This window comes from Rhizobium sp. AN68 (assembly GCF_030758035.1).
GTDB classification, from domain to species: Bacteria; Pseudomonadota; Alphaproteobacteria; order Rhizobiales; family Rhizobiaceae; genus Agrobacterium; species Agrobacterium tumefaciens.
Map to the genome: position 1 here is coordinate 2,169,576 of NZ_JARWMI010000003.1, position 19,091 is coordinate 2,188,666.

A 19,091-nucleotide genomic window follows, 5' to 3' on the forward strand; every position below is an offset into this window, starting at 1 on the left:
ATACCCGGACGCAACGGCACCGGGAACTGCAACACCTGCCCCTGATCTGCCCCCCGCCCCCAGGGTTCGCAGCACCCGCTTTCGGAATGAACCGCCAGCGAAAAACATGTCATTGAAGCCCTGCGCCTCTGACCGAAAACCGGAAAGAACATGCGCAACATAAATGTGTCAGAGTGCCCTTCGAAGCGTCCTTTCGGACGCAGGTCGCTCCAAGGCCCCGCAGCCCAATAGTTTTGCACATCAGCAGACTGCTCAGCGGATAATAGCTGAGTCGCGTTAGCCAGCTAAGCACAAACTCAGCGGCAGAACGGCTCCTTGACGATTGGACGGGGCCGGAAGCGGGGCGTCGCCGCGCCTGCGCCAAAGTTGTGGACACGAGCGTACGGGATTGTGAACAATCATGGTGCGGTGTTTGCTTTTCCCTTTCCTAACGGTCAAATTTCTCGCAAGGTGCGCTGCACAAGGATCAGGGGAACCGAATGTACGAATATGCCATTGCGTGGGAATGGATGGCCTTTGCCGTCCGCTGGCTCCACGTCATCACCGCCATCGCCTGGATCGGCTCGTCCTTCTATTTCATCGCGCTCGATCTTGGGCTGGTCAAACGGCCGCATCTGCCGCCGGGGGCCTATGGCGAGGAGTGGCAGGTGCATGGCGGCGGCTTTTACCACATCCAGAAATATCTGGTCGCCCCGGCCCAGATGCCCGAACACCTGACATGGTTCAAATGGGAAAGCTACATCACCTGGCTGTCCGGCTTCGCCATGCTGTGCATCGTTTATTACGGCGGCGCCGACCTTTTCCTCATCGACCATTCGGTGCTGGCGCTCACCCAGTTCCAGGCCATCTGTCTGTCGCTGGCATCGCTTGCTGTTGGCTGGCTGTTTTACGATTTCCTCTGCAAATCGCCGCTTGGCAACAACACCTGGGGCCTGATGGTGGTGCTTTACGTCGCGCTGGTGGCGATGGCGTGGGGCTATACGCAGGTCTTCACCGGCCGCGCCGCCTTCCTGCATCTCGGCGCTTTTACCGCCACCATCATGTCGGCGAATGTGTTCTTCATCATCATTCCCAATCAGAAGATCGTGGTTGCCGACCTGATCGCCGGGCGCACGCCGGACCCGAAATATGGCCGCATCGCCAAACAGCGCTCATTGCACAACAACTACCTGACGCTGCCCGTCATCTTCTTCATGCTGTCGAACCATTATCCGCTGGCCTTTGCGACCGAGTTCAACTGGATCATCGCAGCACTTGTCTTCCTGATGGGCGTCACCATTCGCCACTGGTTCAACACCACCCATGCCCGCAAGGGCAAGCCGACATGGACCTGGCTGCTGACCGCGCTCATCTTCATCGTCATCATGTGGCTTTCCACCGTGCCGAAGGTGCTGACTGGCGAAGAAGAACAGAAGGCGGCAACGCTTTCGCCGATGCAGCAGCAATTCGTCAGCGACGCCCATTTCGCGAGCGCCCGTGATGTCGTTCAGGGCCGCTGTTCCATGTGCCACGCCGCCGAGCCGGTGTGGGAAGGCGTGCCCTTCACGCCGAAATCGGTGAAGCTCGAAACCGACGCGCAGATCGCCGCACACGCCCGCGAAATCTATTTGCAAGCCGGCCGCAGCCATGCCATGCCTCCCGGCAACATCACCGCCATCACCCCGCAGGAGCGCAAAGTGCTGACCGCATGGTATGAAAGCGCCGTTTCTGCGGGCAAAGACGCCAAGGAAAAAACCGAATGAGCATGGTTCTGCTGCGTGGCCGCCTGTTAAGCTTCCGCCGCGCGCCGCTCGCAATCGACGATACGCAAAGCTATCTCTACATCGAGGATGGCGGCCTGCTTATCGAAAACGGCAAGATCGCCGCCATTGGCGACTATGCCGATATTCGCAAGCAGGCACCTGATGACATCGAGGAGAAGGACCACCGCCCTCATCTCATCGTGCCGGGCTTGATCGACATGCACCTGCATTTCCCGCAGATGCAGGTCATCGGCTCCTATGCCGCGAACCTTCTGGAATGGCTGAATACCTATACTTTCCCGGAAGAATGCCGTTTCGTCGAAAGCGTGCATGCCCAGCGCATCGCCACACATTTTTACGATGAGCTTCTGCGCCACGGCACCACCACGGCTGTCGCCTATTGCTCCGTGCACAAGACCTCAGCCGATGCGTTTTTCACTGAGGCCCTGAAGCGCGGCATGCTGATGGTGGGCGGCAAGGTGATGATGGATCGCAACGCCCCGCAGGGCCTGCTGGACACGCCGGAAACCTCCTATGACGAGACCCGGGCCGTCATCGCCGACTGGCACGGCAAGGGCCGCAACCACGTCGCCATCACGCCTCGCTTCGCCATCACCTCCACGCCGAAACAGATGGAAGCAGCCCAGGCGCTGGCGCGGGAATTTCCCGATCTCTTCATCCAGACGCATCTTTCCGAAAATCTGGACGAGATCAAATATACCTGCGAGCTTTACCCGGAAGCGACCGATTACACCGACATCTATGTGCGTTACGGCCTGATGGGCAACAAGACCCTGCTCGGCCACGCCATCCACCTCTCGGAACGTGAGGCGGACGTGCTGTCGGAAACCGGTGCGGTCGCCGTGCATTGCCCCACATCGAACCTCTTCATCGGCTCCGGCCTCTTCCCGATGAAAAAGCTGCAACGGCGCGAAAAGCCTGTTCGTATTGCGGTTGCTACCGATATCGGCGGCGGATCGAGCTATTCCATGCTGCGCACCATGGATGAGGCCTACAAGATCCAGCAATTGCTGGGCGAGCGTTTGAACCCGCTGGAAAGCTGGTATCTGATGACGCGCGGTAATGCCGAAGCGCTTTCCATGGTCGACCGCATCGGCACGCTGGACGCCGGCACGGATGCCGACATCACGGTTCTCAACGCCTCTTCCACGCCCGCCATGGCGCTTAAGATGGAAGTGGTGAAAAGCCTGACCGAAGAACTGTTCCTGATGCTGACCATGGGCGACGACCGCACAGTCGTCGAGACCTACGTCACCGGCAAGGCGATGAAAAGCGCGCTTGCATAGTTCGGTTTAGGCCGAAACATCAGGTCGTGGCCTCATCTATATCAGTACATATTGAAACGAGCGGGCGTCGCCTGTTTTTCTCTCCCCGCCGGGAAAAGAAACAGGCCGCACTCGCCCGCTTCATATGATCGCCTGACAGCCCAAGTCAGCCGAAATGCGAATGACCTCTGGAGTGCGCCGTGCCGGATTTTGAGACAACCACAACGCTCATGATTGTCGCCACATTCATCGTCGCGGGCGTCACCGGCATGGGCCTGCCTACCGTTGCCATGGGCGTTCTCGGCCTTTTCATGCCGCCGGTCGTTGCCGCTGGCCTGCTCATTCTGCCCTCCTTCATCACCAATATCTGGCAATTGCTGGCCGGACCCGATTTCAAGGCGATCGTCTCGCGACTATGGCCGATGATGATCGCCATTGCCGTCGGCACGCTTCTCGGCATCCGGCTGATGACATCAGGCACCGGCGTCTGGACCACCTCGGCGCTCGGATTGTGCCTCGCGGCTTACGCAGCCTACAGCCTTCTTGCAAAGCCCTTCGCCGTTCCCGCAAGGCTGGAACCGAAACTCTCCCCGGCCGTCGGGCTGGCGACCGGCCTTCTGACCGGCGGCACCGGAATTTTCGTGGTCCCCGCCGTGCCCTATATCCAGTCGCTTGGCTTCAGCCGCGACGATCTCGTGCAGGCGCTTGGCCTGTCCTTCACCGTTTCCACCGTTGCGCTTGCCGCCGGCCTTGCCTCTCAGGACGCCTTCCGCGTCGAGCACATGTCGCTTTCCGCACTCGCCGTCCTGCCAGCGCTTCTCGGCATGTGGCTTGGTCAGAATATCCGCCGCATCGTCACTCCCGCGACATTCAGGCGCTGGTTCCTAATCTGCCTGCTATTGCTTGGGGCTGAGCTGTTTTTGCGAGCATTCTGGAGCTGATTCAAGCGCAGTCGAACCGTCACCGCTTCAGAGGCGCAATCAAATTATAGGCGACAATTTCTTCGTCTTCCGTCCCCTCATCGTAAATCTTCGCCACCGTGGCGCGCAGATCCGGCGAATAAACCGCTGTCCATCGTTCTTCCTCTTTGCCGTTTTTACGAATGTCGTAGGTCACATAAAACACCTCATAATTGCAGAATTTAATCGGAAAGGCGCGCCGCTTCGTAACTGCAAGGGTCAGTGACCACTTATCCTCGATTTTGGTAGTTTCGAGCGGCAGAAATTCAAAAGTGCGTCGAGCGCCAACTTTCAGAGGCCAGAACGCTTCCAGATTTGACGTAAAGTGCTGGCTGTAATTGCCGTCATCGCCCGAACGCGCCAGCTCGATTAACCCCCGAAAGAGAAAAAGCCTCTGTTTGCCTGCGCCTTGAAAATCATTCTCCACCAAGACGATCGGTCCGGATCGCCTGAATTCGCTGCGCACCTGACCGTGGGCAAGAACAAACTCATCTCCATCATTTTTACCGGAGGGGCACTCGGCGGCGAAAACAATCGCGGGCGAAATAAGAACTGCGCTAAATAATCTGAGTAAATAATTTAACATATTAAAATACGATATTACTTGAGAAACCATCTGAATTATTATCAAAATACAGTATATTTCAAGCATAATTCCTAGCCATTTGCGAGTGCAAAAAGCACTGCTGCAAAGACGATTGCCATCGCGTAAACGCGATTACCATGTTATGTGAAGCCATCATTCAAATGTGAAGGCTTTATCCATGGGCAAAATCCTCACCATAGCGGACCTGAAGAAACAGGCTCAGCGCCGTGTGCCGAAGATGTTTTTCGACTATGCCGATAGCGGCGCCTGGACGGAAGGCACCTACCGCGCCAATGAGGAGGATTTTTCCAAGATAAAGCTACGCCAGCGTGTGCTGGTGGATATGACCGACCGGTCGCTCGCCACCGAAATGATCGGCCAGAAGGTTTCGATGCCGGTGGCGCTCTCCCCCACTGGACTAACCGGCATGCAGCATGCCGATGGCGAGATGCTGGCGGCAAAAGCGGCGGAAGAATTCGGCGTCCCTTTCACGCTTTCCACCATGAGCATCTGCTCCATCGAGGATGTCGCCTCCGTCACCTCCAAACCTTTCTGGTTCCAGCTTTACGTGATGAAGGACCGGGATTTCGTCAATAATCTGATCGACCGGGCGAAGGCAGCGGGATGCTCGGCGCTGGTGCTGACGCTCGACCTGCAAATTCTCGGCCAGCGCCACAAGGACCTGCGAAACGGCCTCTCCGCCCCGCCGAAATTCACCCCGAAACACATCTGGCAGATGGCGACACGGCCAAGATGGTGCCTCGACATGCTGCGCACGCAACGCCGCAGCTTCGGCAATATCGTCGGCCACGCCAAGAACGTCTCCGACCTCTCGTCGCTCTCCTCCTGGACGGCCGAGCAATTCGATCCGCGCTTGTCGTGGAAGGATGTCGAATGGATCAAGGAGCGTTGGGGCGGCAAGCTCATACTCAAGGGCATCCTTGACGAGGAAGATGCGCGCGCCTCGCTCGATACCGGCGCGGACGCCATCATCGTCTCCAACCATGGCGGTCGCCAGCTCGACGGCGCGCATTCCTCGATCGCCATGCTGCCGAGGATCGTCGATGCCGTTGGCGACAGGGTGGAGGTGCATATGGACGGCGGCATTCGCTCCGGCCAGGACGTGCTGAAGGCGGTAGCACTCGGCGCCAAGGGAACCTACATCGGCCGCCCGTTCCTCTACGGCCTCGGCGCGGATGGCAAGCAGGGCGTGACGACGGCGCTCGAGATCATCCGCAAGGAAATGGATATCAGCATGGCGCTTTGCGGGAAGCGGCTGATTACGGACGTCGACCGCAGCATTCTGGCGTGATGGTGACGACACGGCATACAACGTAAAGATCGAAGCCGATGCTTCGGTAAGAATATCGCCTTTACGTCGCCTCCCTCATTTCTGTGCTTGTCACAGGGATCCAGCGAGCCCAAGCCCTTGGGCTGAAATGACTATTCTCGTCGCGCAGACGCGCGCCCGCTGGATTCCTGTGACAAGCACAGGAATGAGGTGGAGAAGTCCGCTCAATGCCCAATCGTCTTCGAAAACACATTGACGATCACCACCCCGGTCACGATGAACCCAAGACCAACCACCGCAGCAATATCGAGCGTCTGGCGGAACACGAAATAGCCAATGCTGGAAATGAGTACGATGCCAAGCCCGCTCCAGATCGCATAGGCAACGCCGACCGGCAGCGCCCGGAGCGTGAACGACAGGAGATAAAAGGCCGCACCGTAAAACAGAGCCATCAGCACCGTCGGCAACAGCTTGGTGAATTGCTGCGATTGCTGCAGAAAGGAAGTTGCGATGACCTCGCAGACGATAGCCGCGACAAGCGCCCCATAAGTCAAAACAGCCGCGTTCATCGTTCCACTTCCTTTTTCGTCTGGGCGATCATCCGGGCCCTCAGAGCCGCCCTGTCGCCACCCGCTTTACCGTCGTCGGCCAGTAGATCGGCAAACCAGATGCCGTCAGCCGCAAGCCGCACCATCTCCGGGACCACCCCGTCATCCGTTTCTTTATGACGGGCAAGGCGCCCCTCAATCCAGCTGTTCCACATGCGCCGAAGCGACGGTTCACCGACCATGGAAACCGAGATCGCTGCCCATTGCCTGCCCGAATCCCTGCCCCGATCCGAGAAAACCGCGTTCACATAGGCCCTTGTGAAGCTCCCAAAAGCTTCACAATCCTGTGAGATGAGGTCGTCGATCTCAGTGTCCAGAGCCGCCAGAAGGTCAGTCATCACCGCTTCCAGCAGCACCTGCTTGGAGGGAAAATGATGAAACAACCCACCCTTCGTCACCCCGGCGGCATCGGCCACTGCCTGCACGGAAAGCGCCGCAACCCCCTGCTCGGCAGCGAGTTTCGCCGCGCAATCGAGAAGATTGCGGCGCACGATCTCAGGCTGCTTTTTGCGTTCATGTGCATTTGTCATGGTCAAAAACATACCGGATGGTTGGTTTCTTTGCAAGGAAATTGTGAGGGCGACGGCCGACTTGAATTTCATACTTAATTAAGCATGAAAGCGATCTCTAAAGTTTTAGCGGTTTTGTTGCCGGAAAGTGTCAGTAAAACTTCGCCCATCGCGGCGATCGAACATAAAGGGGTGGACCATGTCGGGAACGATCAAACGGGGAATGGCGGGCGCATGGGTATTCGCACTCGCCTTCTTTTGCGCGATCCTCTCATTGCAGGCATCGCCTGCGCAGGCCGGTTATGCCCATTTCATCATGGATGCCAATACCGGAAAGGTCCTCGCCGCGCAGAACGCCGATGTGCTGAACCACCCGGCATCGCTGACCAAGATGATGACGCTCTATATGACCTTCGAGGCGTTGCACGCCGGCCGGATTCTGCTGGGACCAGAAGATAAGGATGTCCAGGAACGGCGCAGCCGTCATCCCCTCGAAGCTTTATGTGCGTGAGGGCCAGACGTTTACGGTGCGCGAAGCCGTCTACGGCATGATCGTCAAATCCGCCAATGACATGGCGGAAGGCATGGGCGACCATCTCGGCGGGTCCGAGGCACAATTTGCGCAGATGATGACCCGTAAGGCCCGCCAGCTTGGCATGACCAAGACGGTTTTCCGCAACGCCTCCGGCCTGCCCAGCAAATCGCAGGTGACGACGGCGCGCGACATGGCGAAACTCGGACTTGCGCTGCAGCGCGACTTTCCGAAAGAATACGGCCTCTTTGCCATGGAATCCTTCAGCTTCCGGGGCAAGCGCATCCGTGGCCACAATAATCTGATGTATCGCTATCAGGGCATGGACGGCATCAAGACCGGTTACACCAATGCGTCGGGCTTTAACCTCGTCAGCGCCATCAATCACAATGGCCGCCGTGTCGTTGGCGTCGTGCTGGGCGGCAAGACCGCGCGCAGCCGCGATGCGCAGATGGCTGCTCTGCTGGACAAGGCGATGCCGCAGGCCTCGAGAAACCGTAATACCGAACAGCTGGTGGCAAGCACCAATGTCAGCCGCACCTTCGATGTGCCGCCCGCAGCCGTCCCTCCGGCAGCAGTACCACTACCGATGTTTGCCGAGCGTCGCGCCGATCCGATCGCCATGCAGATCGCCACGGCGAACAGCCAGATGGCGGATATGATCCAGGTCTCTGCCATTCCGAAACCCGCACCCGCTGCACAAATGACCGGCCAGCGCAGCCGCTGGGAAGTACAGATCGCCGCCACCGACAGCGAAGCTGCCGCCCGCTCGCTGCTCGCCAATGCGCGCTCCAACATCGCCGGCAGCTACTCCGGCATCGCGCCCTATACCGAAGCGGTGCAAAGCGGATCGGCAACGCTCTACCGCGCCCGCTTTACCGGCTTTGAAGACCAGTCTTCGGCGGTTTCCGCCTGTAAGGAGTTGAAGGCGCAGTCTTATGCCTGCGTTGTCATGAACAGCGAAGGGTAAGTTCTACCGCTTGAGCCAACCGTTTTCCAACGCATCGGCCAGATACGGAATGCCGTTGACCTTCGCCATCTCGGCCATGGCAAGATTATCGTAGCGTATCTGCCGGAAATAGACCTGCCAGCCGCGTGCGGTTTCTTCCAGCACGGCATAGCTGGCAAGCGGATGACCGACTTCGACATGATGGTCGAACGGCGTGCCATCCTTCCAGCCGGGGCAGCCGACGCTGCCGGGATTGACGATCAGGCGGCCATCGGAGAGCTGCACGGTGCGGGCGATATGTGTGTGGCCGCAAAGCATCAGCGGCTGGGTGATGCCATCAGCCATGGCCTCGATTTCGGAAAGCGGTCGCAATTTCAGCACCCCTTCCGTCGAAAGCGTCTCCAGCCAGTACTCCAGATCACCGCGCGGCGAGCCGTGGCAGCAATAGGCGACGTCCTTGAACACCATGCTGAACGGCAGGGTGTGCAGCCAGTCCAGATGCGCGGCGGTCAGCTGCGCATGCGCCGGCCTCTCCCAGCTGCCCATCTCTTCCGGCGCGCGCTCGATCAATTCGCGATCATGATTGCCGAGAACGCTGGGTATCCAGTTGCCAACCAGCACATCGCCGGTAAAACCCGCTTCCAGCGGACCACTGAAGCAATCGCCGAGATTGACGATGTCCTTGATGCCCAGCCTCGCGATATCCTCAAGCACGGCCTCCAGTGCGGCGCAGTTTCCATGAATATCGGCAATGGCGGCAAAGATCATGGCGGTCAGCTTCCTCGATAGGTGGAGTAACTATAGGGCGAAAGCAGAAGCGGCACATGGTAATGGCCGCTCTCGTCGGCAATGCCGAAACGGATGGGGATGATGTCGAGAAAGGCGGGTTCCGCCAGGGTGACGCCCTTGCCACGCAGATAATCGCCCGCATGGAAAACCAGCTCGTATTCCCCGGCCTTGAAACTGTCGCCCACAAGTAGCGGCCCGCCATCAACGCGGCCATCGCTATTGGTCTTAACCGTCTTAATCTTCTCGCGACGATCACCCGAGAGCCGGTAAAGCTCGATCGTCAGCCCCTCGGCGGGCGTGCCATGGGCGGCATCGAGGACGTGAGTGGTCAAACCGGTCATAGGCTGGGCTCCGCGATCATGTAGGGCGCATCGAAAAAATGCTCTTCCAGATTGTTGCCCGGCCCCTCGCGATCGGCAACCAGAAAATCCGAAATCGCCTGCAACGGCATCAACGGGTAATGCCATACGTTGCGGCGGTAATTCACGCCCTGATCCCCGCACGCCAGAAAAACCTGCGGCCGACCAGGCTTGCCGCCCTCGTCCTCGGCAACGACGACAAGGAAAGGCCTGCCGGACAGCGGCGAGAAACTCTGGCTGCCGAGCGGATGCCGCTCCATCATCTCGATTGTATGGGGAAAGGTACGCGGCTGTCCGCGGAAAATATTGAGGATGATGCGCGCACCCTCGCCCGCTGCCTCGGGTGCCGCAAGCGCATGATGCCGTTCGGTCTGGCCGCCATTGATGTGGCGCATGGAAGAGGGTGTAATTTCGATCACATCACCGAAGGATGCGAACGCCTCTTTGGTGAGAGGCTTGATCTCGAGAAAATCAGTCAAATGTCATTCACCTTGGGCATGCCAGTTTCGGAGGAGTGAGAGACGCGCCTGCAAATCCGGAATGCTCTGCGTTATCGTTTTCCAGACCACCGAGAGTTCCGCCCGGAAATAATCATGCACTATCAAGTTGCGCATACCCTTCATCTTTATCCAGGGGATTTCCGGGTGCTGCTGTAAAAACGCGGGGTAATGTTTGTCCAGTTTTGCGACCGCCTCGCCAATCAGGGCAAGGCACATCATCACCGCCATCTGGGTTCGCGTATCGGAAGAAAAAGTGGCCTCATCCATATCCTGAATGAAATCCCGTATTCGGGAGGCGGCAACATCCATCTCCTTCAGGTAGAGCAGAAGTCGATCCGTACTCATACTGCTTTGGCTTCCATCAGAACACGCGCCCGGATATCCGAGTGCAGGCCGCCTGAGGTGACGACGTCAACCTCGACACCGAGGATAGTCTTCAGTTCCTCCAGCAATCCGCCAAGATCGAACAGAGTGGTCCCCGGCAACGCATCCACCAGAATATCCAGATCACTGTCCGGCCTGTCTTCGCCACGGGCGACGGAACCGAACACGCGCGGGTTTGCCGCGTTGAAGCGCTTCGTTGCTTCGCGGATCGCTTCCCTGTTCTTTTCCAGCACCTCGGAGGGTCTCATGGCCTCAATCTCCAGATAGCACGAGTATAGCGGAACGACCGCCGCTCGCCAATTCAACCCTCGGGCAGCATCGAGGAAAGGCGCAGCCAGGCGATCTTTTCCACCTGCGCCGTCGCCGTCGCAAATTCTGTCGCCGCATCATTGCCGATACGCGTCTCGAAGGCGGAGAGAATATCGTGCCTGTTCAGCCCCTTGACTGCAATGATGAATGGAAAGCCGAATTTTTGCGTATAGGCGGAGTTCAGCTCGGTGAAGCGCGCATGCTCCTCGGGCGAAAGCCGGTCGAGCCCTGCGCCCGCCTGTTCATTGCGGCTATCGGCGGTCAACTCACCTGCTATTGCGAGCTTGCCGGCAAGATCAGGATGCGCGCGCAAAACACCCAGCCGTTCCGCTTCGGAGGCGGCACGAAACTGCGCGCATAATCCGCCATGAACCGCCTTCGCCGTTAACTCCAGACCTGCGCCTCCAACATCATAGGCCCGTTCGGCGATAAAAGGCGAATGTTCGAACACACCGCCGAAACGGCTGACAAATTCATCCCGCGTCAGCATCAGAGCGTTCCCGGCTTGTGGTTTTCATGCCAGTGACGAGCGATCTCGATACGCTGCGGGATCCACACCTTTTCATGGCCCAGCACATATTCGATGAAACGGCGAAGGGCTGCGGCGCGGCCGGGACGGCCGACGAGACGGCAATGCAGGCCGACGCTCATCATCTTCGGCGCGCCTTCAAGCCCTTCCTGATAAAGAACGTCGAAAGCGTCTTTCAGATAGGCGAAGAACTGGTCGCCGGAATTGAAACCCTGCGGCGTGGCGAAACGCATATCATTGGTGTCGAGCGTGTAGGGAATGATCAGGAACGGTTCATCCTGCAATCCCTTCACCCAATAGGGCAGATCGTCGGCATAGGAATCGGACGAATAGAGAAAACCACCCTCTTCCATGACGAGACGCAACGTATTGTCGGAAGGCTTGCCCTGATACATGCCAAAGGGGCGCTCGCCCGTCAGCTCCGTATGCAGGCGCACGGCTTCGGCAATATGCTTGCGCTCTTCCTCCTCGGAAAAATCCTTGTATTCCAGCCAGCGATAACCGTGGCTGGCGATTTCCCAACCCGCTTCCTTCATTGCCGCAACGGCTTGCGGGTTGCGCGCCATGGCAGCGGTCACGCCATAAACAGTTGTGGTGACGCCAAGATCGGTGAACATGCGCCACAGCCGCCAGAAACCGGCGCGTGAGCCATATTCGTAGATCGATTCCATGTTTAGGTTGCGCTGGCCCGGCCACGGCTGCGCGCCGACGATTTCCGACAGCAGCGATTCCGACGCCTTGTCATTGTCGAGAATGCAGCTTTCGCCGCCCTCTTCGTAATTGATGACGAATTGCACGGCGATGCGTGCGCCGCCCGGCCATTTCGGATCGGGACTATTGCGGCCGTAGCCCACCAGATTGCGGGAGTAATTCTCGGAAATCATTCAGCCACCCAAAACACCTCTCCCGACGCGGAACCCGCTTCTGGAAGACATGAGCAAAACAACCATCCGAAGGTGTCTGCCCGGAACGGGTAAACACGACACGCTTCAGACATGCGATGCACGGACGGTAGCATCCGCATTCGGAATGTCGAGAGCAATTTTGCCGACATTCCGATGCTTTTTTGTGTACGATTTCTGTGGGGCGCTTCTCAGGCGATCTTTCGGGCGGAAACACGACCCATGGGATGCAGCGAATGCACCCGGAAAGGCGCGCCGGGTTCATCCTCGATGAAAAGCGCAAGGCTGGAAAATGACAGAGGCCGGGTGAGCAGCGGCTCGAAAACCTTGCGCACGGCACGCTCGATCCTCTGGCTGCTGGAAGGCTCGACACCGCCCGTCAGCGACATCTGAAAACGGAACTCGTCCATCACATGCGGACTGCCCCAGCGATGCAGATTGGTCAGCTGCGAAGCCGAAAGCCGGTCGGGATCCGCCCGCTCGATTTCCGCCTCGGAGAGCGGCGCGCGGTAGCGGTCGAATTCCTGCACCACACGGGCTGCGAAAAAATTCAGCACTTCGCAGGGACGCTCGGGAACGAGGCTGAAGACATTGTCATGCCGCGCTACTATAAGTTGTGGCAGCGTGAAGGGGTCCTGCCTGCCGGAAAAATACATCAGGTCGCGCAACAACGCGGCCTCGGAATGACCTTCGGCAAGACGGAACGGGGCTTTTATGGTGCCGTGGAAACCATAACGGCGCGGCAGGGCGGTATGGTAGGAAATCTCCTGCATGCCGAGATCGATCGTGCCCGGCGGCTCCACCGCATGGCCTGAATAGGCATCGCGTCCCAGCCACGCGGCAGCCGCCTGCGTCAGCGGGTCGTTGGGGGAAGGCGTGAAATGGATGGCGTATCGCATGCGCTATCACCTCGCCGCAAATGCGGCCAAACGGGGCTCTTTGCAGGCCAGCAAGTAAGCGATTTGCGTGACAGATTAACGACGTGGACCAAACTAATCAGAAGTTTCTAAAGTCCGGACGGCAATACTCACGTGTTCTTGAAGGCGAAAACCGGAAGGCACGTCCGGCGTGTGGCCACACACGGCCTGCAACGCAGCATCTGCAAGATAGTGGGCAAGGCCGAAGCTGACCTTGAAGCCGCCCGATAACGCCACGAGCCGCGGATATTCGGAAAGTGTACCCACCATCGGGTCCCGTCCAACCGCCTTCGGCCGCAACCCGGCCCAGCGTTCGATCACCGGCGCACGGCCAAGCGACGGCACCACGGCGCATGCATCCGCGAGCAATTTTTCCAGCTTTTCGTCGGTGCTGAATGGATCGGAAAAACAATCTTCGCTGGTACTGCCGATGGCGACAGTGCCATCCTCATGCGGCACGATGTAGAGACCGTTCAGAAACACGACCGGCATGGCCGGATCGGCCGCAGCATCCAGAAGGGCGGCCTGCCCCTTCACCGCCTGTCCAAGCACAATGCCGGGTTCCAGACCGATGGCATCGCGGATCAGCGCGAAGGAACCATGGCCGTTCGCGACGATGACATGATCGAAGGCGACCTCGTCGCCCGACGACAGCACCGCCCGCCCTTTATCCGGATCGAGCGAGACGACGCGGCACTGTTCCGCCACCCGCACATACCGGGCGTTGCGGAGGAAAGCCGACAGAAGGGCGATCATCGCCCGGGGAGAAACCCGTGCGGCCAGCGTATCCAGCACGAAGCCCGCTTGTCCCGCCGCATCGTCCACCCATCCGGTAACGGAAGGGCTGTCACCGACATGCCAGTGGAACCGGCGCCCGTCTGAAACCCAGTTTTCCCCGGCATCCCGCTCGTGCCGTTCGGCAATGCTGCGCAAATGTGGTTTCGGCAGGGGAATGATCCGGCCGCAGCGCCGATAACCGGCGGAAAGCCCGGTCTCGGCTTCCAACTCGGCGATCTGTTTTTCCAGCGCAACGAGAGCGTCGAACTGGAATTGCTTCTTGTCCGACCAGCGGTCCGGCATATGCGGCATCAGTGCGCCCAACAGCCCGCCGCTTGCACCATCTCCAAGACGGCCCGCTTCCAGCAGCAGGGCGTTTATGCCCATCCTCTCTGCCTTGACGGCAGCCCACAGCCCCATGATGCCGCCACCGACGATGAGGAGCGGCACCGAGCCAGGCAATCTTGGTGCCCGCAATCTTGGTGATTGACCAGATCTGAAAGCGGGACTATCGGCATTAGTCATGACACATTCCAAGGAAAACACCGCAGATATCGGTTCGGCAGCCGACAATCCGCCCGCCGCGCTCGACTGGCGTGAGGGGGATATGCCCTATTCGCTGGCCTTTGACGATCATTTTTATTGCCAGACGGATGGCAGGCTGGAATGCGGCCATGTCTTCCTGTCCGGAAACGGCCTGCCGCAGCGCTGGCTTGAGCGAGAGAGCATCTTCCGCGTCGGCGAACTTGGCTTCGGCACCGGTCTCAATCTCTGCGAGACCTGGCGTCAATGGAAAGAGGTGCGCAACGGTCACTCCAAGCTGCATTTCATGTCCTTCGAACTCTACCCGATGAAGGCGGACGAGATCGACCGGGCGCTTTCCCGCTGGCCGGAAGTTGATACCGAACGCAAGGCACTGGTCGCCCGCTGGCCGGCGGACCCGAAAGGCGAGGTCGATATCGAACTGGACGACCAGACGCGCCTGACAGTGGTGTGCGGCGAAGCGCTCACCGGCATTTCCGGCAGAAGCGAAGGCTTCGACGCCTGGTTTCTGGACGGTTTCGCCCCTGCCCGCAATCCCGACATGTGGTCGCTGGAAATCATGCAGACGCTGTTCGGCAAAACGGTACCGGGGGGCACATTCGCCACCTATGCCGCCGCTGGCTTCGTCCGCCGCAACCTCATCGCCGCCGGTTTTGAACTGGAGCGCCGCAAAGGGTTTGCCGGAAAGCGTGAGATGCTGTGCGGCACCAAGCCATCCCGCTGAGGCGGCTCCCACAGCAGCAACCGGCCTTCACTGTCAGGCGGTCGGCACGTCGCGGCGTGGCATCGCGTCTCCCAGCCATTGCGCGATCTTGTCCTCGAGAATTTCGGGGCTGATGGGCTTCGACAGATAATCATCCATGCCTGCTGCGATGCAGAGCTCGCGGTCCGCGTCCTGTGTATGCGCGGTAACGCCGATGATCGGAACATGCCGGCCGTCGGCAGCCGCCTGTTCGGCGGAGCGGATTGCCATTGTCGCCTGATGCCCGTTCATCACCGGCATCGACACATCCATAAGGATGACGGCGGGATTGTGCTCCTCCCACGCCTGAACGGCCTTCTTGCCATTGCCGACGATCAGGAACCGCAAACCCGCCTGCTGCAATATCTGGGTGAAGACGATCTGGTTGACGTCGTTGTCCTCGGCCACCAGCACATCCACAAGGCAGGGTCGGCGTCGGTCTGGAACCATCGTCGGAGGTGACACAACCCGCCGCTTCTTGTCCGTGGGGCCATTGTCTGGCCGCACCGGCGCATCGCTGCCACCTGAGCCCAGCCCCTGCGGATCCTGCCGGGCGCGCTTCTGCCGCACATCCCGCACCACATCGAACAGGGTGGAACGCAACAGACGCGCCCGCGCCGGCTTCATCAGATGCGCCTGCACGCTGAGATCGGTGAAAAGGCTCTCGTCACCTACGACATCCATAGACGTCAAGAACACGATTGCGATATCGTCGAAACGACTATCCGCCCTGATCCGCTCGACCACATCCAGCCCGTTCATAACAGGCATGTGATAATCGAGAATGATGGCGTCGATGGTAAAACCGAGGGATGCAGCCTCCTGCAGCACGGCAATGCCTGATGGCCCGTCCTGCACAGCATGGCCGTCGATACCCCATGTCTTCAACTGCTCCGTCAATATGCGGCGATTGACGTCGTTATCGTCGATGACGAGTACGCGTATATCCTCGATCGCCATGGCAAGAAGCGGAGCGTCGCGCCGTTTTTCCGTAACGTGAAACGGAATATTGACCTCGAAGGTCGATCCCTTGCCGACTTCGCTCACCACATTGATCGTACCGTCGAAAAGACCGACAAGACCGACCGTGATCGCCAGTCCCAATCCCGTTCCCTCGTGCCGCCGCGTCGCTGAGCCGTCGACCTGGCTGAATTTGTCGAAGATGGTTTCGAGCTTGTCTGCGGGAATGCCGATGCCGCTATCTTCGACGCGCAGCGACAGAATGGTCTCCGACGCTTCCGCCGACTGCGCCGAAAGTTCGATCAGCACATGCCCCATTTCCGTGAACTTGACGGCGTTTCCAACAAGATTGGTGACGACCTGGCGGAACCGCCCGGCGTCCCCCATGACCTTGCCGAAAACCGACGGATCGATCCGGACGACAAGTTCTATGTTCTTTTCCAGCGCCGCTGAGGACAGGAGGGAAACCACATCCTCCACCGCTTCCGGCGGATCGAAAGGCACGCTGCGCAGCTTCATCTGCCCGGCCTCGATCTTGGAGAAGTCGAGAATGTCGTTGATGATCGTCAGGAGCGCATTGCCGGATTTGACGATGATATCGGTGAAGGTTTTCTGGCGTGTATCCAGATTGGATTTGGCCAGAAGTTCCGCCATGCCGAGCACGCCATTCATCGGCGTGCGGATTTCATGGCTCATATTGGCAAGGAATTCAGATTTGGCGCGATCTGCCGCTTCCGCGCGGGAAAGCAGCCGCTGCAACTCCTCCTCGCGCATCTTCATCTCGGTGACGTCGGTGACGATGATGAGCCAGTAATTGCCGGAACTGTTGGTCGCTTCCAGATTGAGCCACGTCTTTCCGGCAATATGGATCAGCCAGGAGAACGGCCTGTTGGCGGCTATGTGCTCTCTCCAGGCGGTCAGCGTCGCGGCCGCCTCCTCTTTGGTGCCAAAATCTCCGCGCCCGGCACAATGGGCAAAGAACCCCGACCAGTTGCAGCCCTTTTCCAACAGCTGCGGCGGCACATCGAACATTCGCGCCACAGCCTCGTTGGACATGATGATGGTTCCCTGCTCGACCAGCACCAGCCCCTGCGCCATGGCGCGCGTGGCACCCTGCATATATTCGCCGACACGCTCAAGCTCGGCCTTTGCCTCACTGATCTCGGCGTCGCGCATGCGCACGTCGGTCACATCGGCATAGGTGCTGAGGATTTTTCCGCCGTCGAGGCGGGTCTTGGAAATGACGGTGACCTTGCCGCTTTTGCTGCGCACCTCGCGCGGCGTGAAGACCTTGTCGTTGAGCAGCCGTTCTGCGCGCTGGTTGTAGAGCTCCTCGAAGGGTATATCGCCATAGTCATAAAGGCCGCTTTCGAAATTCGCCTCCATGAATTCGCGATAGCTTTTGCCGACAAGCGACTTCTCGCCGCCGATTTCGCCCCATAACGTCTCGAAGCACGGATTGACATATTCGATGACGAGATCCGCGTTGAGGAGCAGTACGCCAACCGGCAGGGCATGAAGAACCGTTTCGAACTGGCGATGCAGCGCTTCGGCCTGCGCCTGCGCCGCGATCAGCGCATTTTCCCGCTCCTTCAGCAGGCTGACATCGGTGACTGAACCCACCAGATAATATTCGTCATCGGGCGTCGTGACCCGGCCGAGCCGGGTTATGACCGGAACGGCGCCGCCATCCGAAAGCGGAATGGTTCCCGTCTTTTCAATCGCCTCTCCGGTTTGCAGGATATGCTCGTTTTCCCGCTGGAACTCTGCGCCCTCCTCCGGAAACATCTCGCATTCGGTCTTGCCCAAATAGTCGGCGAGGCTGCCGCCCCGGAATTTCTCAAAGGCCGCATTGGCAAAGGTCAGCCGCCTGTCCTGGTCCCGCAGGAACACGCCCACGGGCAATTGCTCAAGCGCGGCGCGTAGCAGCCAGGTCTCGCGGATCTGCTTGCTAAGCAGGGTCTCATGCGCCTTGAACTCCGTCACATCGACGCGAAGCCCCACCAGCATGCCGTTTTCCAGCCGCTTGTTGACCATACGCACCCAGCGGCCATCGGCAAACTGCTCCACCCTTTCGAGATAGGGCAGGGAAAAATCCCGCAACTGCTTCTGCAGCCATGCCTGGTAATCCGGATCGTCCGATTTCACGCTGCGGTAGCCGCTCGAGAAATAGACCGCCTCCATCAGCGTCTCAAGCCGGGTGCCCGGCTTTAGCTGGAGGTTGAAATCACTGTAGAATTCCACAAAACGCGCATTGCAATAGACGAGCCGGTTTTCACGGTCATAAATCACGATGCCGGCATCGATGAGGTCGATAACGCCGCTGTCGAACAGCAGGTCGGCGCTGCCGCCGTCCGAAACACCCTTCACGACAGAGGGCGCCTCTTCGAACACCTCAAACAGGAACAGACTGCCGTCATCGCCGGTGAAACGTTCGCAACGCAGCTTGTAAGGCCCTGAAGACGCTGCACCATGGCATGAAATCACTTCGTCCGTGGCAAAGACCAGCGAGCGGCGCTCCCTGTCCTCACGCTCGGCATCGCGAATATCGGCGGAAAGGGCAAGGCTCGTGTGGCCCGTGAACGCGGCGGGCGGACGCCCCATGACCCGGCCATAGGCTGCATTGACCATGAGGTAGCGAAGCTCGCTGTCCTTGATGCACGCGGGCAAATCCAGGGCGGCGATTGCCCCGTAAGCTTTTTCCAGCAACCCGCATCCTTGGGTCAAGCGATACTCCACACCGTGCAGTTCCATCCTTGTCGAATCAAATATTTCCAGACGTCGTTGCAAAAACGTTATGTGAGAAAACCGCTATTTGCTATGTGCGGAATGGTCGCTTTACCCTTTTTTAACCATAATTATTCGCGAGCCTCCGCGCCGCGCCGGTAATCGCCAGCCTGCCTTCTGCATGGCAGCCA

At 59.0% G+C, this 19,091-nt stretch carries 18 protein-coding genes and 1 pseudogene; 6 read left to right on the plus strand and 13 right to left on the minus strand.

Features of this window, described 5'->3' with window-relative positions; all coding sequences use genetic code 11:
* Positions 1-479 precede the first annotated feature (479 nt).
* The 3 genes from puuD to RBH71_RS23640 all read left to right on the plus strand — a co-directional run bounded on the left by puuD (position 480) and on the right by RBH71_RS23640 (position 3,969).
* Positions 480-1,742 carry a urate hydroxylase PuuD gene (puuD, locus tag RBH71_RS23630; protein ID WP_003513658.1) on the plus strand — a complete coding sequence of 421 codons (1,263 nt, stop codon included), beginning with the start codon at positions 480-482 and terminating at the stop codon, positions 1,740-1,742.
* Positions 1,739-3,049: a guanine deaminase gene (gene guaD, locus RBH71_RS23635; RefSeq protein WP_003513659.1), complete on the plus strand. Its 1,311-nt coding sequence runs from the start codon at positions 1,739-1,741 to the stop codon at positions 3,047-3,049. Before puuD ends, guaD begins: the two co-directional genes overlap by 4 nt.
* 209 nt (positions 3,050-3,258) lie before the next feature.
* Complete coding sequence (locus tag RBH71_RS23640; RefSeq protein WP_323687556.1) at positions 3,259-3,969, plus strand: sulfite exporter TauE/SafE family protein; 711 nt, start codon at positions 3,259-3,261, stop codon at positions 3,967-3,969.
* A gap of 19 nt (positions 3,970-3,988) precedes the next feature.
* Here RBH71_RS23640 and RBH71_RS23645 read toward each other — a convergent pair whose 3' ends face one another.
* Positions 3,989-4,603 (minus strand): hypothetical protein, encoded by a 615-nt coding sequence (locus tag RBH71_RS23645; RefSeq protein WP_323687526.1) that lies wholly within the window; start codon positions 4,601-4,603, stop codon positions 3,989-3,991.
* A gap of 148 nt (positions 4,604-4,751) precedes the next feature.
* Between RBH71_RS23645 and RBH71_RS23650 the strand changes: the two genes are divergently transcribed.
* Positions 4,752-5,885, plus strand: coding sequence for an alpha-hydroxy acid oxidase (locus RBH71_RS23650; protein WP_003513664.1), 1,134 nt, complete (start codon positions 4,752-4,754; stop codon positions 5,883-5,885).
* Positions 5,886-6,088: 203 nt separating this feature from the next.
* On the opposite strand, the gene RBH71_RS23655 is transcribed toward RBH71_RS23650, so the two are convergent.
* The gene (locus tag RBH71_RS23655) at positions 6,089-6,433 is read right to left on the minus strand and encodes a DMT family transporter (protein ID WP_019565161.1); all 345 of its coding nucleotides are present in this window, start codon (positions 6,431-6,433) and stop codon (positions 6,089-6,091) included.
* On the minus strand, positions 6,430-7,014 hold the full coding sequence (locus RBH71_RS23660; RefSeq protein WP_080580904.1) for a TetR/AcrR family transcriptional regulator: 585 nt from the start codon (positions 7,012-7,014) through the stop codon (positions 6,430-6,432). Before RBH71_RS23660 ends, RBH71_RS23655 begins: the two co-directional genes overlap by 4 nt.
* 190 nt (positions 7,015-7,204) lie before the next feature.
* Here RBH71_RS23660 and RBH71_RS23665 point away from each other — a divergent pair.
* Positions 7,205-8,483, plus strand: a pseudogene (locus tag RBH71_RS23665) (serine hydrolase).
* A 3-nt stretch (positions 8,484-8,486) separates the two neighbouring features.
* Here RBH71_RS23665 and RBH71_RS23670 read toward each other — a convergent pair.
* From RBH71_RS23670 to RBH71_RS23710, 9 genes are all read right to left on the minus strand, one after another.
* A complete protein-coding gene (locus tag RBH71_RS23670; protein WP_003513672.1) occupies positions 8,487-9,230 on the minus strand; it encodes a metallophosphoesterase family protein in 744 nt (247 codons plus the stop codon).
* A 5-nt stretch (positions 9,231-9,235) separates the two neighbouring features.
* Positions 9,236-9,592, minus strand: a complete 357-nt coding sequence (gene uraH / locus RBH71_RS23675) for a hydroxyisourate hydrolase (RefSeq protein ID WP_003513673.1) — start codon at positions 9,590-9,592, stop codon at positions 9,236-9,238.
* Positions 9,589-10,089, minus strand: coding sequence for an ureidoglycolate lyase (locus RBH71_RS23680; protein WP_003513675.1), 501 nt, complete (start codon positions 10,087-10,089; stop codon positions 9,589-9,591). Before RBH71_RS23680 ends, uraH begins: the two co-directional genes overlap by 4 nt.
* Before the next feature lie 3 nt (positions 10,090-10,092).
* Complete coding sequence (locus RBH71_RS23685; RefSeq protein ID WP_003513677.1) at positions 10,093-10,455, minus strand: DUF86 domain-containing protein; 363 nt, start codon at positions 10,453-10,455, stop codon at positions 10,093-10,095.
* Positions 10,452-10,742 carry a nucleotidyltransferase family protein gene (locus tag RBH71_RS23690; RefSeq protein WP_003513679.1) on the minus strand — a complete coding sequence of 97 codons (291 nt, stop codon included), beginning with the start codon at positions 10,740-10,742 and terminating at the stop codon, positions 10,452-10,454. The genes RBH71_RS23685 and RBH71_RS23690 overlap by 4 nt, the downstream gene beginning before the upstream one ends.
* A 53-nt stretch (positions 10,743-10,795) precedes the next feature.
* On the minus strand, positions 10,796-11,293 hold the full coding sequence (uraD, locus tag RBH71_RS23695) for a 2-oxo-4-hydroxy-4-carboxy-5-ureidoimidazoline decarboxylase (protein WP_003513681.1): 498 nt from the start codon (positions 11,291-11,293) through the stop codon (positions 10,796-10,798).
* Positions 11,293-12,216, minus strand: a complete 924-nt coding sequence (gene puuE, locus RBH71_RS23700; RefSeq protein WP_003513682.1) for an allantoinase PuuE — start codon at positions 12,214-12,216, stop codon at positions 11,293-11,295. The genes uraD and puuE overlap by 1 nt, the downstream gene beginning before the upstream one ends.
* A gap of 209 nt (positions 12,217-12,425) precedes the next feature.
* Positions 12,426-13,133, minus strand: a complete 708-nt coding sequence (locus tag RBH71_RS23705) for a DUF1045 domain-containing protein (RefSeq protein WP_003513684.1) — start codon at positions 13,131-13,133, stop codon at positions 12,426-12,428.
* A 93-nt stretch (positions 13,134-13,226) separates the two neighbouring features.
* On the minus strand, positions 13,227-14,453 hold the full coding sequence (locus tag RBH71_RS23710) for an FAD-binding oxidoreductase (RefSeq protein WP_323687527.1): 1,227 nt from the start codon (positions 14,451-14,453) through the stop codon (positions 13,227-13,229).
* Here RBH71_RS23710 and mnmD point away from each other — a divergent pair.
* On the plus strand, positions 14,452-15,195 hold the full coding sequence (gene mnmD / locus RBH71_RS23715; RefSeq protein WP_003513687.1) for a tRNA (5-methylaminomethyl-2-thiouridine)(34)-methyltransferase MnmD: 744 nt from the start codon (positions 14,452-14,454) through the stop codon (positions 15,193-15,195). The two genes, RBH71_RS23710 and mnmD, sit on opposite strands and share 2 nt — an antisense overlap.
* Positions 15,196-15,228: 33 nt before the next feature.
* On the opposite strand, the gene RBH71_RS23720 is transcribed toward mnmD, so the two are convergent.
* Positions 15,229-18,927, minus strand: a complete 3,699-nt coding sequence (locus tag RBH71_RS23720; RefSeq protein WP_323687528.1) for a response regulator — start codon at positions 18,925-18,927, stop codon at positions 15,229-15,231.
* Positions 18,928-19,091 lie beyond the last annotated feature (164 nt).

Coding starts and splice junctions, on each gene's coding strand:
- RBH71_RS23655 (WP_019565161.1), bottom strand. CDS start 6,433: ATGAACGCGGCTGTTTTGACTTATGGGGCGCTTGTCGCGGCTATCGTC.
- mnmD (WP_003513687.1), top strand. CDS start 14,452: ATGACACATTCCAAGGAAAACACCGCAGATATCGGTTCGGCAGCCGAC.
- guaD (WP_003513659.1), top strand. CDS start 1,739: ATGAGCATGGTTCTGCTGCGTGGCCGCCTGTTAAGCTTCCGCCGCGCG.
- RBH71_RS23690 (WP_003513679.1), bottom strand. CDS start 10,742: ATGAGACCCTCCGAGGTGCTGGAAAAGAACAGGGAAGCGATCCGCGAA.
- puuE (WP_003513682.1), bottom strand. CDS start 12,216: ATGATTTCCGAGAATTACTCCCGCAATCTGGTGGGCTACGGCCGCAAT.
- uraH (WP_003513673.1), bottom strand. CDS start 9,592: ATGACCGGTTTGACCACTCACGTCCTCGATGCCGCCCATGGCACGCCC.
- RBH71_RS23670 (WP_003513672.1), bottom strand. CDS start 9,230: ATGATCTTTGCCGCCATTGCCGATATTCATGGAAACTGCGCCGCACTG.
- RBH71_RS23685 (WP_003513677.1), bottom strand. CDS start 10,455: ATGAGTACGGATCGACTTCTGCTCTACCTGAAGGAGATGGATGTTGCC.
- puuD (WP_003513658.1), top strand. CDS start 480: ATGTACGAATATGCCATTGCGTGGGAATGGATGGCCTTTGCCGTCCGC.
- RBH71_RS23650 (WP_003513664.1), top strand. CDS start 4,752: ATGGGCAAAATCCTCACCATAGCGGACCTGAAGAAACAGGCTCAGCGC.
- RBH71_RS23640 (WP_323687556.1), top strand. CDS start 3,259: ATGATTGTCGCCACATTCATCGTCGCGGGCGTCACCGGCATGGGCCTG.
- RBH71_RS23720 (WP_323687528.1), bottom strand. CDS start 18,927: ATGGAACTGCACGGTGTGGAGTATCGCTTGACCCAAGGATGCGGGTTG.
- RBH71_RS23705 (WP_003513684.1), bottom strand. CDS start 13,133: ATGCGATACGCCATCCATTTCACGCCTTCCCCCAACGACCCGCTGACG.
- RBH71_RS23645 (WP_323687526.1), bottom strand. CDS start 4,603: ATGGTTTCTCAAGTAATATCGTATTTTAATATGTTAAATTATTTACTC.
- RBH71_RS23660 (WP_080580904.1), bottom strand. CDS start 7,014: ATGTTTTTGACCATGACAAATGCACATGAACGCAAAAAGCAGCCTGAG.
- uraD (WP_003513681.1), bottom strand. CDS start 11,293: ATGCTGACGCGGGATGAATTTGTCAGCCGTTTCGGCGGTGTGTTCGAA.
- RBH71_RS23710 (WP_323687527.1), bottom strand. CDS start 14,453: ATGACTAATGCCGATAGTCCCGCTTTCAGATCTGGTCAATCACCAAGA.